A 14,448-nucleotide genomic window follows, 5' to 3' on the forward strand; every position below is an offset into this window, starting at 1 on the left:
GTTGATATTGTATAACGATTCCGGGCATTTGATAAGGCAAGTGTTCGAGATTGAGGCAAACGATGAGCAAACGATCCGGAAGGTCGCATGGTTCCAAGTTGCCGGCGGATGAAGAATCCGGTATAAATATGGATTCGACATGTGCTGGCAAAATGAAGCTGCAATCCGAGAAGTTTGATAGGGATCATGCTCAAGAAGAGAATCTGGAAAAGTATAAAAGCTTTTTCGAGAATTCCGACTTAGCAATATTTCAGTCGACTCCAGAAGGCATTCTGTTAACTGCGAATCCCGCCCTTGCGCATATGCTGGGTTATGACTCTGTCGATGAGGCTTTGTCTAGTATGAGGGATATCTCAAAGCAGATGTACGCACAAGCTGAGGAGCGGAAGAGAGTGGTCGACCAGTTCACCGATGGCAGGGAATCGTTATCAACCGAGACAGAGTTTCGCCGCAAGGATGGAAGTATTGTACAGGTCAGTCTGAAGGCACGAGCCGGTCGCGATGAAGATGGTCAGTTATTGTATTTTGAAGGCTATGTGGAGGACATAACAGAAGACAAGCGTACAGCCGAGCGCATTTTCAAAATCAGCCGTCTAATCAAGGACCTGCTTATTTCCGGCACAATGGATGAAAAGCTCAAACGCATCACTGACGCGGTGGTAGACATTTTCGATGCTGATTTTGTAAGGATATGGGTAGTCGAGAGTGGTGACTTGTGCGAATCCGGGTGTATTCACGCAAAGATTACAGCTGGGCGGGACGCCTGTCTCGATCGAACCAAGTGTTTGCATCTGCACGCCAGTTCCGGGCGCTATATACACCTTGGTGGTTCACACAGGAGAGTGCCTTTAGGAGCGTACAAGATCGGTCGAGTTGCCACAGGTGAGATGCCAAGTTTTGTTACCAATGACGTTACGCATGATCCGCAGGTTCATGACCACAAATGGGCAGAGCGTCTTGGTTTGGTTTCGTTTGCAGGATTTCGCATTCTTTCATCGGATGGCGCACCGATAGGAGTATTAGCGCTTTTTAGCAAACACGTTATAGTCCCTGAAGAGGAGGCGATACTGGAGGATCTTGCCTACATAACATCTCATCTGATACAGACAGGCTTGACGGACAGGGCATTGCATGAATCCGAGAAGAAACTGCGCCGTCTCTATGAGAGTATGGCGGACGCTTATGCAAGCGTAGATATGTCGGGTCATATTATTGAGTTCAATGAGGCATTCCGAAAGATGACCGGTTATACCGAAGATGAACTGCGCAATCTCACATATCGTGACATAACACCGGCGGCTTGGCTAGAGTTGGAAGACAGGATAATCGAGGAGCAGGTGTTGACAAAGGGTGCCTCGGACCTCTTTGAGAAGGAGTATGTGCGAAAAGACGGTACGATTTTTCCTGCGGAGCTTCGAACTTATCTTATACGAGATGATGACGGTAATCCTGCAGGCATGTGGGCAATCGTGCGCGATATTACTGAGCGCAAGCGTGCCGAGATGGAGTTGAAGGACTCTGAGCGTCGTCTTGCGGACATCATCAATTTTCTTCCCGATGCCACTTTTGCGATCGACAGGGACGGCAAAATTATTGCATGGAACCGTGCCACCGAGGAGATGACGGGCTATAAAGCGGCTGATATGATCGGCAAAGGCGATCATGAATATGGTATGGCATTTTATGGTCATAGAAGACCGCTTTTAATTGACATGGTCCTAAAGCCCATTGAAGAGGTCAAAAACATTTACGAATGCGCGAAGCTGGAGGGCAATGCTCTCGTTGCGGAGACATATACGCCTCTGATAAGACCGGGCGGCGCTTATTTATGGTTCAGGGCCACGCCGTTATACGGTACTGAACGCAAAGTGATAGGTGCCATTGAGTCTGTAAGAGATGTCACCGACCGCAAGCTGGCGGAGCAGTATAAGATGGAGTTCTACCGTCGCACGATCATGGCCGCCACCGACGGCAAGCTGCTGATGGCCGAGAAGCACGAGATCTATCAAATTGGTGGTCCCTGCATTGCGGAGTATGAAATCGCCAGTGTGGAGGATATCGGGAAAATTCGTATGGCTGCAAGTGAGATTGCAATACTTGCCGGTATGGATGAACCGCTGGTTCATGATTTTGCAGTCACAATTGGGGAAGCCGGCACAAATGCGCTCAAGCATGCCGGTGGAGGCCAGGCATCTATTCATAGGGCAACGGATTCCTTGATGTTTATCGTCTCCGATTGTGGTCCGGGGATAGAGGCTATGACCATACCCCAAGTTGCGTTCGTCAAGGGCTACACAACTGCCGGGACTCTGGGTATGGGTTACAAGATAATAATAGCACTTGCCGAAAAGGTCTACATAGCCACAAGCAATGTGGGCACAACGGTAGGCATCCAGATGGAGTTGCACAGGCATACCGATGTTGAGTCTGCCGCCAAAGACTTCGACTGGGCCAAGGTCAAAATTTGAGATTGACAAGAGACGCGCTAATCGTTATACTAACTTGATACGACTGGCGTACCGAAGCGATTGAGGGAAGGGACCTGATCGATCTCTTCCCTCAGTTGCTTGTTGTCGTGTTGTACTGGAGAGTATCTTGTTCGAGAGTCTTTCAGATAAACTGCAGAATGTCTTTGCCAAGTTAAAGAGCAGGGGAGGATTGACCGAACAGGAGGTCAACGAGGCTCTACGCGAGGTCAGGCTGGTACTGCTTGAGGCCGATGTCAACTTCAAGGTCGTCAAGGACTTTGTAGGTCGTATAAAAGAGCGTGCAGTCGGCGAGGATATCCTGAAGGGCTTGAATCCCGCGCAGCAGGTCATTAAGATTGTAAATGAAGAGCTTGTTGCGCTGCTTGGAGGCGAGCAGGCAAAGCTCAAGATAGCCGAGCGTCCGCCGACCGTGATAATGGTCTCGGGTCTGCATGGCGCGGGCAAGACGACCAATGTCGCCAAGCTCGCTCTGATGTTCAAAAAGCAGGGCAAGAAGCCGCTGTTGGTGGCCGGTGATGTATATCGTCCGGCAGCGATCAAACAGCTCCAGACTCTGGGCGAGCAGATCGGTGTAGATGTTTTTGATATTGGCGATAAGCAGGACGCCGTAGCAGTCGCAAAGTCGGCGATGGGTGCGGCAAGATCGAACGGCAACGATCCGGTGCTCATAGACGTAGCGGGTCGGCTGCACATCGATGAAGAGATGATGTCCGAGCTTAAGCGGCTCAGAGAGGCGATCGATGTCACCGAAGTCCTGCTGGTAGTCGACGCCATGACCGGCCAGGACGCCGTGAATGTTGCACAGCAGTTCAACGAAGCGCTGTCACTCGACGGCGTCATAATGACGAAGATGGACGGCGATGCCCGCGGCGGCGCGGCTCTTTCGATAAAGGCCGTCACAGGCAAGCCGGTAAAGTTTATAGGCACCAGCGAGAAGATGGACGGCATCGAGCCGTTCTATCCCGACCGCATGGCCTCGCGGATCCTCGGAATGGGGGATGTTCTGAGTCTGATTGAGAAAGCTCAGGAGACCTTTGATGAGGAGCAGGCGTTGGCGATGGAGCGCAAGTTCCGGGAGAATAAGTTCGACCTGAACGACTATCTGGATCAGCTCCGTCAGATGCGCAAGATGGGTCCGCTGGACCAGATACTGGGCATGATCCCGGGGCTTGGCAATATGTCCAAGCTCAAGGATGCGAAGATCGACGAGAAGGAATTTTCGCGTGTCGAGGCGATTTTGTGCTCGATGACGAACGACGAGCGTCATGATCCGACCATCCTTAACGGCAGCCGCAGGCGCCGCATTGCGGACGGCAGCGGCACCAGTGTGCAGGAAGTGAACCGGCTCATGAACCAGTTCAACGATATGAAGAAGATGATCCGTGCCATGACCGGCGCGGAAGAATCAGGGAAGCGGCGAAAACGAATGCCGAACTTTCCTTTTTAATGTAAAAACTCCGGAGGAGACAACACGTGGTTAAAATTAGACTCAGAAGGATGGGCGCAAAGAAGAGACCGTTCTACAGGCTCGTAGTCGCCGACAGCCGTACTGCTCGCAACGGGCGTTTCATCGAGTTGGTAGGCACTTACGATCCCAATCTGGACCCGCCTGCGATCAATTTGAACAAAGAGCGCATAGAGTATTGGCTGGGCACGGGCGCGCAGCCGAGCGACACTGCTCGCTGGCTTTTGAAGACCCAGGGCTTCCTCGGCGGCCTGACCGAAAAGAAACCGAAGGCCGTCAAAAAGTCCAAGAAAGCAGAGGCAGCAGCAGAGGCTGCTCCGGCGGAAGAGCCGGCTGTCAAGGAGAAGGTCGAGGAGCCTGCAGTCGAAGAAAAGACTGAAGAGCCAGTTGCGGAAGAGAAGGCCGAGGAACCTGCTGCTGAGGAGAAGACCGAAGGTTAAGTATATTGTCAGGTTGTTTTCTCTGACATCTATAGGGGATTAAGATTGAAAAGTCTGATCGAAATTCTGGTTAAGGCGCTTGTGGACAGTCCCGACAGCGTTGATGTAAAAGAGGTGGACGAGGGTCCTTTGGCGGTCACTTACGAAGTCACCGTCGACCCGGACGACCTGGGCAAAGTGATCGGCAAGCAGGGCAGGGTAGCAAATGCTCTGCGAACGGTTGCCAAGGCAGCCGCCTTAAAGAGTCGCAAGAACGTCTATGTCAAAATTCTGCCGTAGGTAATATGGGCATAGTCATAAAAAGACCTGTTCGGGTAAAGGTAATAGTGACGGAGCAGTTCAAAGAGCACCGTCTGGCTGAGATGCGCGCGGCTCAACTCAGGCTGGAGGAAGTATCGAAGCGTCTAGGGGCACAGCTCGAAAGCGCATCCGTGCCCGAAAGCATCATGGAACGGCTTCGCGCCGAGCAGCGCAAGTCTGATGAAGCAAAAGCAGCGCTGATCCGTGAGATGAGCAAGGTTTCTTCTCTGGAGATAGGCTCTGAGTATGAGCGTGGTGTGCTTGAGGGAGATGTGGAGATAGAGGTCGGTGACGACTTTTCCAAAGTGTCTTCCTGCGAGATTGTGATAAAAGACGAGAAAGTGGTGGAGATTCGGAGCGGCCATGCCGGATGAACGGGATATCGTAATAGGCAAGGTGGCTGCGCCGTTCGGTGTGAGAGGTGAACTTAAGGTGATCGTCCACACCGACTTTCCCGAGCGTTTTGATAAGGGTCGGCCCGTCACGGTAAAGACTGTCAAGGGCAGGCGCTTTACGTCAAAAGTCGAGCGCAATATTGCGCACAAGGGCGGCATTACCCTCAAAATCGAGGGCATAGACGACCGCAATGCAGCAGAAGACTTACGGGACGCTGAGTTTGTGATTGACCGCAATGAGGTCGGTGACCTGCCGGAGGGCAGCTATTATCTTTTCGATCTGATCGGGCTGAAGGTGATAACCGACGACGGCCGCGAGCTTGGTGAGGTAGTAGAAATCTTGCAGAGCGGCGCGAATGATGTCTATGAGACGAGCGCGGGCGTGCTTATTCCGGCCATAAAACAGGTCGTTGTAAAGATTGACACAAAAGAGAGGCTGATGGTGATCCATCCCATACCCGGCCTGTTGCCGGAGGAGTGAATTGGGGTAAGGGCACAGCCTTTCGCAGACAGATATGCGCATAGATATAATAACGACCATCCCGCAGATGATTGATGCGGTAACCGGTGAGAGCATACTCGGCCGGGCGAGGCAGCGCGGCTTGATCGAGATAAACGCGGTGAATCTGCGCGATTATACGCATGACAGACATCGCACAACGGACGATGCTCCGTTCGGCGGCGGTCCGGGTATGGTAATGAAGCCCGAGCCGGTATTCGAGGCTGTTGAGTCTTTGAATGCTCGTATGCCGGGCATGAGACCGAGAATTATTCTGATGACTCCGCAGGGTCGCAGGTTCGATCAGAAAATGGCTGCGGAACTTGCGCGCGAGAGTCACGTAATAATGATATGTGGGCGCTATGAGGGCGTGGATGAGCGCATACGCGAGAATCTGGCCACGGACGAGGTCTCGATCGGAGACTATGTGCTCACCGGCGGAGAGCTTGCCGCTTTGGTGATTGCCGATGCAGTATCCAGGTTGATCCCTGGTGTGCTGGGTGATGAGACATCGCCCGAGACCGATTCGTTTTCGAGCGGGCTGCTGGAATATCCGCAGTATACCAGGCCGGTCGATTTTCGGGGTATGATGGTACCTGAGATTTTAGTGTCGGGCAATCATGCCGCAATAGCGCAGTGGCGGCGTGAGAAGTCTTTGGAAAGAACACTTATAAGGCGTCCTGACCTGCTTGATAGCGCGCCGCTGACAAAAGAAGATAAAGATTTTATACAAAAGCTGGACACTGATAACCAGCCCAAAACGAATAATAAGTAACGGGACATATTGTCCCGGCCAATTCCAGGCTTAAATGAGCGGTGGCAGTTTCGGGCTCTTGGCTCTCCACTCTCCGCTCTCAGCTTTTTAGGAGGAATCAAGTGCAGATCATTGACCAGATAGAGTTTGAACAGCTTAGGATAGACGCGCCGGTCTTCGGACCGGGCGACACCGTGCGTGTTCACAACCGCGTCATCGAGGGCAACAAGGAACGAATCCAGGTATTCGAGGGTGTTGTCATCGGCAAGAAGGACGGCGGCGTGCGAGCGTCATTCACCGTCCGCAAGATATCCCATGGCATCGGTGTCGAGCGAACATTCATGCTCCATTCACCCAGGATCGCCAAGATCGAAGTGACCCGCAGAGGCGCAGTGCGCAGAGCCAAACTTTATTATCTGCGTGAGAAAGTTGGAAAGGCCACCAAGATCAAGGAACGCCAGGAAACCAAATGAGCATTACGGAACGGCTAGCCAACCTCAGCATACCCACCGTCATCATTACGGTTATTGTTCTGCTGATAATCAGGTTTGCGCTGCTGAAACTGAAGCATCCGTTTGCAAAGTCGATAGCGGAGATTGCCGAATCGCTTGCGGTGGCGATGGCGCTGGTCTTTTTGTTGATAAGGCCGTTCATCGTGCAGGCATTCTTCATTCCGTCGGCGTCCATGCATCCAACGCTTCTTGAGCAGGATCATATACTCGTCAACAAGTTCATATATCGGTTCACCGAACCAAAGTTGGGCGACGTGGTGGTCTTCAAGGCTCCGCCCGAGGCAACTCCGGGTGAGCCGCAGGAAAAGGACTTTATCAAACGTGTGATAGGTGTGCCTGGTGACAAGATCAGGATAACGGCCGGTTACGTTATGATCGGCGATATGAAGTATACTCATGTCGATCTGCGCGACCTGCTGGGCACATATGCCAAGCCCGACGGCGACATGCGTGTTCTGCTCAAGGGCAATGATGTTTATGTTGATGGCCGCAAGCTCACGCATGCCGAGGTAGCCGCCGCGGCCGATGATCCGAAGGCTAAGGTGAAAGTATTCCCGGGCAAGGTATATGTCAACGGCAAGGCGATTGACGAGCCGTATATTGCCGAGGATCCCGATCTGCCATATCCTTTGCTTTCCGGTGAGAAAGCCACGCCGGATAAATGGATAGTCGAATATAAAGGCAAGCCTACCGTAAAGATTCCCAAGGGCAGACTATTGGTGATGGGCGACAACCGCAACGATTCCAACGATGCCCGTTTCTGGGGTCTGCTGGATCGAAAGCGTATGCTCGGCAAGGCAATGTTCATTTTCTGGCCGCTCAATCGCATCCGATGGATCCATTGATTTAGTATATTGTATTTTATATTGATTATTTATGTGGTGGATGCAAAATTGAGGACGTCTCAAATTTAGTCATTCTGAGCGAATGCGAAGAATCTGCTTTGAACCAGACGTTATAAAAAGCATGGTGATCGTCCGGGGTATTCCTGCCCCGGACGGAGTTTGCAAGGGGCATTCTTGCCCCGGTATCCCAACTTAATCTAGTATTGAGTATATTAAATTGATTATTATTGTGGGCATTTCATGAGTATCACTGAGAGACTTGCCACACTCAATATATATGCCGTGATCGGTCTGGTCATAATTCTGATCGCTGTCAGGTTTGTATTTGCCCGGCAGCGATTTGCTTATGCCAAAATCCTCGCCGAAATTGCAGAGTCTCTGGCTCTTGCGATAGGCATCGTTTTCTTGCTTATCAGGCCATTTCTTGCGCAGGCATTCTACATTCCCTCCGCATCCATGGTGCCGACCTTCCAAGTAAACGACCGCATCCTGGTCAACAAGCTCATATATCGTGTCCGCGAACCTATGCGTGGGGATGTAGTCGTCTTCAAGTCACCGAGATCGGCGGGTCACGACGGAGCCGATTACATCAAGCGTGTGATAGCTATTCCCGGCGACAGTGTTCGTGTGACGGCGGGATACGCGCTCATAGGCCATATCCCTTTCTATCACGACGATCTTCGTGACGCCATAGCTCGATGCGGGAAGGAAGAGGACGAGTGTTCGGTTAAGCTGGATGGTGACAAGATATTTGCAAACGGCAAACTGGTAAGCAAGACGAGTGTTGCGGCGGCGATGGGCAAGCCCGGCGCGAGCGTGAAAATTGTTCCCGGCAGGGTCTATTTGAATGGCAAACCGCTGGACGAGAGTTATACATCCGAGGACGCCGATCAGCCATATCCGAATGAGCTTACGCCGAGGGACTGGGTCGGTACGGACAGGGGCGGCAAACAGATCGTCAAAATCCCCAAAGGTCGGCTGCTTGTGATGGGTGACAACCGTAACTTTTCTGACGATTCCCGACGCTGGGGTCTATTGGATCGAAGGCGGGTGCAGGGTAAGGCGATGTTCATCTTCTGGCCTTTCAATCGCATCCAAAAAACCTTCTGACAATTTTACATCTAGTATTTTGTATTGATTATTGACCAACCTATGTTCGGGCGTTATTTCTGATGACGCCCGAAACAGAACTTCTTAGAGTCAGTTCATGACAAGCAAACTGGACACAGACATCTGGACATATGAAAACCAGGCTCGCACGATGGGCTATGAGAGTATTGCAGGCTTGGATGAGGCTGGCAGAGGCCCGCTGGCGGGTCCTGTGGTCGCCGCAGCGGTAATTCTGCCGGACGGTTTCGATCCCACTGGCATAGACGATTCCAAAAAACTCACTCCCGCCAAACGCGAGACAATGTTCAAGAGGATAACGAATGAAGCATCAGTGGTAGGTGTCGGGATTGTCGGCCCCGAAGAGATAGACCGCATCAACATCCTCCGCGCGACGCATCTGGCCATGAAACTCGCTCTTGAGGATATGGGTGCGCCATATGACTATGTTTTAGTGGACGGCCTGCCTGTCAGCGGCTTGGGTGCTCACTCTCTGGCGATAGTAAAGGGCGACGCCAAGTGTATTTCCATTGGCGCTGCATCTATTGTTGCAAAAGTTACGAGGGACGCCATTATGGTCGACCTGGATCAGCAGTATCCGGGTTATGGCTTTGCAAAGCACAAGGGCTACGGTTGCAGGGCTCATATAGAGGCCATAGAGCGTCTTGGTCCATGCCCGTGCCATCGCAAATCATTCTCGCCTATCTCAGAAAGGACGGCAAATTGCCTTCTTCCAGGTCTAGAATAGGCCGAAGCGCCGAGATAGCCGCAGCAGCCGAACTTGGAAATCGCGGCTACAGGATCGTTACGTCCAACTACCGCTGCCGATATGGTGAGATCGATCTTATTGCTCGTGACGGCGACTGCCTGGTTTTCGTGGAGGTGAGGTGCAGGCGGACGGATGAATACGGTACACCTGCCGAGTCTGTCACTCCTGCCAAGCAGCGCAAGTTGATAATCACAGCCCAACACTATCTTGAAGAACTGGGTCTGGGCGATTGCGAGTGCCGGTTCGATGTGGTCGAGGTATCGAGTCATGACGGCAAACTCATTGTTTCAGATATTATCCCCAACGCCTTTTCCGCCTGATATAATTTCGCATTCTAATCGCTCTTGTCATTCCGAACGCAGTGAGGAATCTGCTTTTAAGTGTGCAACAAATCCCGCCTGAACTTTTTCCCCGCATAATTACCGGTTTTGCTCTGCATGCATATAACATATGTAAAACATCCGCCTTCGTATGGAAGAACTTCTTAGGAAAAAAGTCGTATCCAACGCTCAGCAACATTTGGAGGAGGTATTCTAAAAAAATGAGTAGATTCACAGTCAAGAGGCGCAGAGGTTTCACCCTGATTGAAATCATGATCGTGGTTTTAATCATTGGCATATTGCTTGCAATTGCTATTCCGAACTTCATGCGCGCAAGAGAAACATCGCGGGCCAAGAGCTGCTGCGCCAACTTGCGGCAGATCGAGACTGCAAAAGAGCAGTACGCAATGGATGAGAAACTTTCCGATGGTGGCATTATTCCAAACGACGGTGCAGATCTTTGGGCAGAGGGCGCATACATTAAAGAGGAGCCTAAATGTCCGTCGGACGGCGTATATACAGTTGCTCCCATTGGCACTCCTGCATCTTGCGATGGAAACCCGACAGGCGCAGTTGCCGGTGATTACAATTATCACGGTCTCTAATAGCAGACTCCTTACTTCTAGCCCGGATTATGCGGGAAGCGCATAATCCGGGTTTCCAAGAGCATTATTCACGTTCCTCGTGAATAATGCGGGCTAGATTTGGATATGCTAAAAGAATTGGTCCGACACAACTTTGTGCCGGACCATTTCTTTACAACCTTATTACGTTAATCTACGCCATAAATTCATTTGACTTCCCTCAGATTGTCGTGATAACCTTTTTCGGGTCCACATCACGCCCGAAATAGTTATCACGAGGTAAGGATTGTCTCTCATTCTCTCTGACGTTCGGAGATATATACGCAATTACAAATCACTGCTGTGGCTTGGCCTGGCATGTCTATTTGCCGAGTTGGGCTATGCTATACTAAATCTCTCCGCTCTGCCGATGTATGTCAAGTTCAGCCTGAATCGTGGAGCAGAGTGGGGGATCATACTCAGCACATTTCTGCTCACAGAGGCAGTCTCCAGACCGCCTGCGGGCGCACTGGGTGACAGAATCGGCAGAAAGCCGCTGATGATCGCCGGACCGATAATTACAGCCGTCAGCGCATACCTCACTATAATTCTTCACGGTCCATACGTCATATTCGGCTTGATCGGCCTCCGGGCGATAGACGGCCTCGGCAGCGGCGCGCTTTGGACGAGTGCATTTGCCGCCGTGGGCGATGTGGTCGGTGAGAAGAACCGCAGCGCTGCGATGAGCGTGTTGAATGTTACATATATGGGCGGCCTGGCGCTGGGTTTTGTGATGGGCGGAGCGGCCAACGAGCTGTTCGGTACATACACCGCGTCATTTTATCTGGTCTCGATACTGCTGATACTGTCGGCTTTTGTAATGATCGTTTTTCTTCCAAGGAACTTGGGCAAAGGCCATCGCACTGAACCGTTGCATGGCGAGGCACTTGAGCTGCCCGCTCTTGAGGATGCGACAGAGTTTAAGTTCAAGCATGTTCTGCGCAGTTTCCGCGAAGTTCCTGATATGATTGTGCTGGCTGTTGTGACATTTCTGGGGATGGGAATGCTTACACCCATCGTGAAGCTGTATGCGGTCGAGCATCTTGGCATGACCGAGACCCAGTTCGGAATACTTGTTGCCCCTGTTGCCGGAGCGATGGGGATATTTGCAGTTCCTCTCGGCAGGCTCGGCGACAAATTCGGCAAATGCACGGCTGTTGCCTATGGAATACTCTTCAGCGCGATGGCGATGTGGGTGGTTGCACTATTCAGGAGCGTGACGATACTGGCGATAGCAGCTGTGGTGATAGGACTTGGGTTCACAGTAGCTTTTCCCGCATGGAATGCGCTGGTCGTCACTGTGACCCCGACTAAACGCCGCGGCGAGGTGCTTGGAGCAGTCGGTCTGGCACAGGGACTGGCCGCGATTGTAGGCGCGAGTATCGGGGCATTTGTATATTCCAGCGACGTGCTCAGCTTTCCCAGACTTGGCATTGTGAATTACAATGTTCCGTTCTGGTTGAGTGCGGCTTTGCTCACATGCGGTTCGATAATCACTTTCGTATGGACATGCAAGCGCCATGCTCATATTGAGCCAAACGGCCTGGTGACGGACCGCCAACGCAGGAATGTCGTGATGCTGGCAATAGCCGGGCTGCTTGTGCTTGCGTCATGGATAGGCTATAGATATACAACGCCTGAGCCTCCGGACAGAGTGGCATGGGAGTGGGTCAAGTATTTGACGAGCGGCAAGCCTGAGAAGGCGCTTAGCCTTGCGAGTGATGAACCGGTTGCCGGGTGCAGCGGCCGTGACGCAACTGCGCTTGCAGCCGATACATACAGGTTTTGGAGGATCAAGAAGCAGGCAAGGTATACTGTTATGGTCCCCGATCAGGTGATCGATAACCGCGCCGATGTGCCTGTGAAGTTCACATTCCCAGGCGGCAAAACGGTGGTTCAGCATATAATTTTGTACAAGACCGGTCCTAAGCGTTGGAAAGTCTGCCAGGTGATGGATAAATAGCTGTGAAAGTGTTTTTTGATCTCGACGGCACATTAACGGACCCCAAAGAGGGCATAGTCAAATCAATCAACTATGTGCTTGATAAATTCAGCCTGTCTGCCCATGAGCCGTCTTCTCTGGAGCGTTTTATAGGCCCGCCGCTTGTGGACATATTTCGGGTATTGCTCGACACTGATGACAGCGAGACCCTAATGCGGGCTGCAATTTGGTTTCGTGAGAGATATGCAGCCGAGGGCTATCTAGAAAACTATATGTATGACGGCATTCCCGAGCTTTTATCGAGCCTGCAGCCTAATCACAGCTTGTTTGTCGCAACATCAAAGCGTCAGGACATTGCAGCAAATATATTAGCCCATTTTGGTCTCGCCCAATATTTTACCGCCATATACGGCTGTGACGTGGACCTCTCGAAGACTGACTTGCTCAAGCAAATTCTGTATGAGCATTCTTTTGACCCATCGGACTGCATCATGATAGGCGACAGAATGCATGATATAGATGCCGCGCATGCGAATAATATTCCGGCAATTGCAGTATTATGGGGTTATGGCTCGCATGAAGAACTCATCAATGCGGATTATATAATCAGCGCGCCATCAGAGGTATCCAGTTTCGTCTAGATTAGTAATTCTTCACTTGTGAATTGCCAGCCGATCTTTGGCTTATGTTGTGGGGGTGTGGACATGTCGAAGTGGATGTTTCCGTTGCTTTTGGTTTTAGTCTGTGTTCTGGCTTGTAATTCCTCGGCCGATGAGTCTACTAAGCTGTTTGATGCTGTCCGAAGCAACAATATCGCAACAGTGAAAAAGATTCTGGACAGAAATCCCAAACTGGTCAACAAGATAGACGACCTTAAAGCGACTCCCCTGCATTGGGCGGCCGAAGACGGATATCTTGAAATGGCGAAGCTGCTGATATGCAGAGGCGCAAACGTAAATGCGAGAGATTTGAATAACGGCAGGCCGCTTCATCTGGCTGTATCGCATAATCACATTGACATTACTCGTCTGCTAATCAAAAATGGCGGGTTGATTGATGTAAGAGACATCGACGATTACACTCCCCTTTGTTACGCTGTTGACAACAACTTCAATGATATTGCCATGTTGCTGATAGACAACGGGGCTAAACTCGATGCGAAGTTTTTTGCAGATAAGACGACGCTCCTGCATATTGCAGTAAATAACAATAACACTAAGATTTGCCGGAAGCTGATTGAGAAAGGCGCGAATATAGACTCTGTTGATGGCGCAGACTATACCCCTCTTCACCTTGCCGCTTCAGCCGATCAATATGACGCTGCGGCTTTGTTGGTCGAAGACGGTGCTGAAGTTAATGTCAAGTCCTGCGAAGGCAGGACTCCACTGCTTATGGCGACTTTGGGCAATCACTATAAAATGTCCAGCTTTCTAGTCTCGAAGGGTGCGGATGTCAATGTTAGGGATAATAGTGGCTATAATCCTGTCTACTTTGCCATATTGAATAATCAGATAAAGCTGGTTGATCTGTTGGTTACACATGGCGCCGATGTTAATGTCAGACTGCCGAAGCACAAAATATCTACCCTTGCGCACAGAGCGACGGCTGGAAATGCCCAGAAACAAACTGATGTCTCAGATGGATCGAATAGCGAAAAGATAGATACACATACACCGCTTGCGATGGCTTTAAGGTTAAAATTTGCAGATATCTCCGAGTATCTGAGAAAGCATGGCGGAGTCGAATAACTGCAAAAACGTAATACGTTTCAAATCCGGTCATTCCGAGCTTGTAATCCGAATTGCAGAATTTTATTTGTAAAGATGTAGCTGCAATTCGGATTAGCGAGATTCAATCCATTTTTTGAACTTCTCGAAACCCTTTGAATCGTTACTGAATACTCTCTGCTTGAACGGGAACTCACGCTCATCAACAATCAGCGCCACATCAAACTTGTCTTTTGAAATGTCTATTCCTAAGTAATTCAA

Annotated in this window: 14 protein-coding genes and 2 pseudogenes; all 16 read left to right on the forward strand. The window is 50.9% G+C overall.

The features are described 5' to 3' along the window. Window positions 1-62: 62 nt before the first annotated feature. The 16 genes and pseudogenes from LLG46_08660 (at window position 63) to LLG46_08735 (ending at window position 14,208) form a co-directional block, all read left to right on the forward strand. A complete protein-coding gene (locus LLG46_08660; protein MCE5323370.1) occupies window positions 63-2,468 on the forward strand; it encodes a PAS domain S-box protein in 2,406 nt (801 codons plus the stop codon). A gap of 124 nt (window positions 2,469-2,592) precedes the next feature. Continuing rightward, window positions 2,593-3,936, forward strand: coding sequence for a signal recognition particle protein (gene ffh, locus LLG46_08665; protein ID MCE5323371.1), 1,344 nt, complete (start codon window positions 2,593-2,595; stop codon window positions 3,934-3,936). A gap of 26 nt (window positions 3,937-3,962) precedes the next feature. After that, window positions 3,963-4,178, forward strand: a pseudogene (gene rpsP, locus LLG46_08670) (30S ribosomal protein S16). A gap of 261 nt (window positions 4,179-4,439) precedes the next feature. After that, complete coding sequence (locus LLG46_08675) at window positions 4,440-4,673, forward strand: KH domain-containing protein (GenBank protein MCE5323372.1); 234 nt, start codon at window positions 4,440-4,442, stop codon at window positions 4,671-4,673. A 5-nt stretch (window positions 4,674-4,678) separates the two neighbouring features. After that, the gene (locus LLG46_08680) at window positions 4,679-5,068 is read left to right on the forward strand and encodes a YlqD family protein (GenBank protein MCE5323373.1); all 390 of its coding nucleotides are present in this window, start codon (window positions 4,679-4,681) and stop codon (window positions 5,066-5,068) included. Further along, on the forward strand, window positions 5,058-5,570 hold the full coding sequence (gene rimM / locus LLG46_08685; protein MCE5323374.1) for a ribosome maturation factor RimM: 513 nt from the start codon (window positions 5,058-5,060) through the stop codon (window positions 5,568-5,570). The genes LLG46_08680 and rimM overlap by 11 nt, the downstream gene beginning before the upstream one ends. Window positions 5,571-5,604: 34 nt before the next feature. Then, window positions 5,605-6,363 carry a tRNA (guanosine(37)-N1)-methyltransferase TrmD gene (gene trmD / locus LLG46_08690; protein ID MCE5323375.1) on the forward strand — a complete coding sequence of 253 codons (759 nt, stop codon included), beginning with the start codon at window positions 5,605-5,607 and terminating at the stop codon, window positions 6,361-6,363. Between the two features lie 101 nt (window positions 6,364-6,464). Further along, window positions 6,465-6,815 carry a 50S ribosomal protein L19 gene (gene rplS / locus LLG46_08695; protein MCE5323376.1) on the forward strand — a complete coding sequence of 117 codons (351 nt, stop codon included), beginning with the start codon at window positions 6,465-6,467 and terminating at the stop codon, window positions 6,813-6,815. Beyond that, the gene (lepB, locus tag LLG46_08700) at window positions 6,812-7,699 is read left to right on the forward strand and encodes a signal peptidase I (protein ID MCE5323377.1); all 888 of its coding nucleotides are present in this window, start codon (window positions 6,812-6,814) and stop codon (window positions 7,697-7,699) included. The genes rplS and lepB (LLG46_08700) overlap by 4 nt, the downstream gene beginning before the upstream one ends. A gap of 240 nt (window positions 7,700-7,939) precedes the next feature. After that, entirely contained in the window at window positions 7,940-8,809 is an 870-nt protein-coding gene (gene lepB / locus LLG46_08705) for a signal peptidase I (protein MCE5323378.1), read from the forward strand. A 97-nt stretch (window positions 8,810-8,906) separates the two neighbouring features. Next, entirely contained in the window at window positions 8,907-9,554 is a 648-nt protein-coding gene (locus LLG46_08710) for a ribonuclease HII (protein ID MCE5323379.1), read from the forward strand. After that, window positions 9,530-9,895, forward strand: coding sequence for a YraN family protein (locus LLG46_08715; GenBank protein ID MCE5323380.1), 366 nt, complete (start codon window positions 9,530-9,532; stop codon window positions 9,893-9,895). Before LLG46_08710 ends, LLG46_08715 begins: the two co-directional genes overlap by 25 nt. Window positions 9,896-10,116: 221 nt before the next feature. Continuing rightward, window positions 10,117-10,221, forward strand: a pseudogene (locus tag LLG46_08720) (prepilin-type N-terminal cleavage/methylation domain-containing protein). A 544-nt stretch (window positions 10,222-10,765) separates the two neighbouring features. Then, window positions 10,766-12,481, forward strand: coding sequence for an MFS transporter (locus tag LLG46_08725; protein MCE5323381.1), 1,716 nt, complete (start codon window positions 10,766-10,768; stop codon window positions 12,479-12,481). Window positions 12,482-12,483: 2 nt separating this feature from the next. Next, on the forward strand, window positions 12,484-13,101 hold the full coding sequence (locus tag LLG46_08730) for an HAD hydrolase-like protein (protein MCE5323382.1): 618 nt from the start codon (window positions 12,484-12,486) through the stop codon (window positions 13,099-13,101). Between the two features lie 63 nt (window positions 13,102-13,164). Further along, complete coding sequence (locus LLG46_08735; GenBank protein ID MCE5323383.1) at window positions 13,165-14,208, forward strand: ankyrin repeat domain-containing protein; 1,044 nt, start codon at window positions 13,165-13,167, stop codon at window positions 14,206-14,208. Window positions 14,209-14,448 lie beyond the last annotated feature (240 nt).

This window comes from bacterium (assembly GCA_021371935.1).
Lineage (GTDB): Bacteria > Armatimonadota > UBA5829 > UBA5829 > UBA5829 > UBA5829.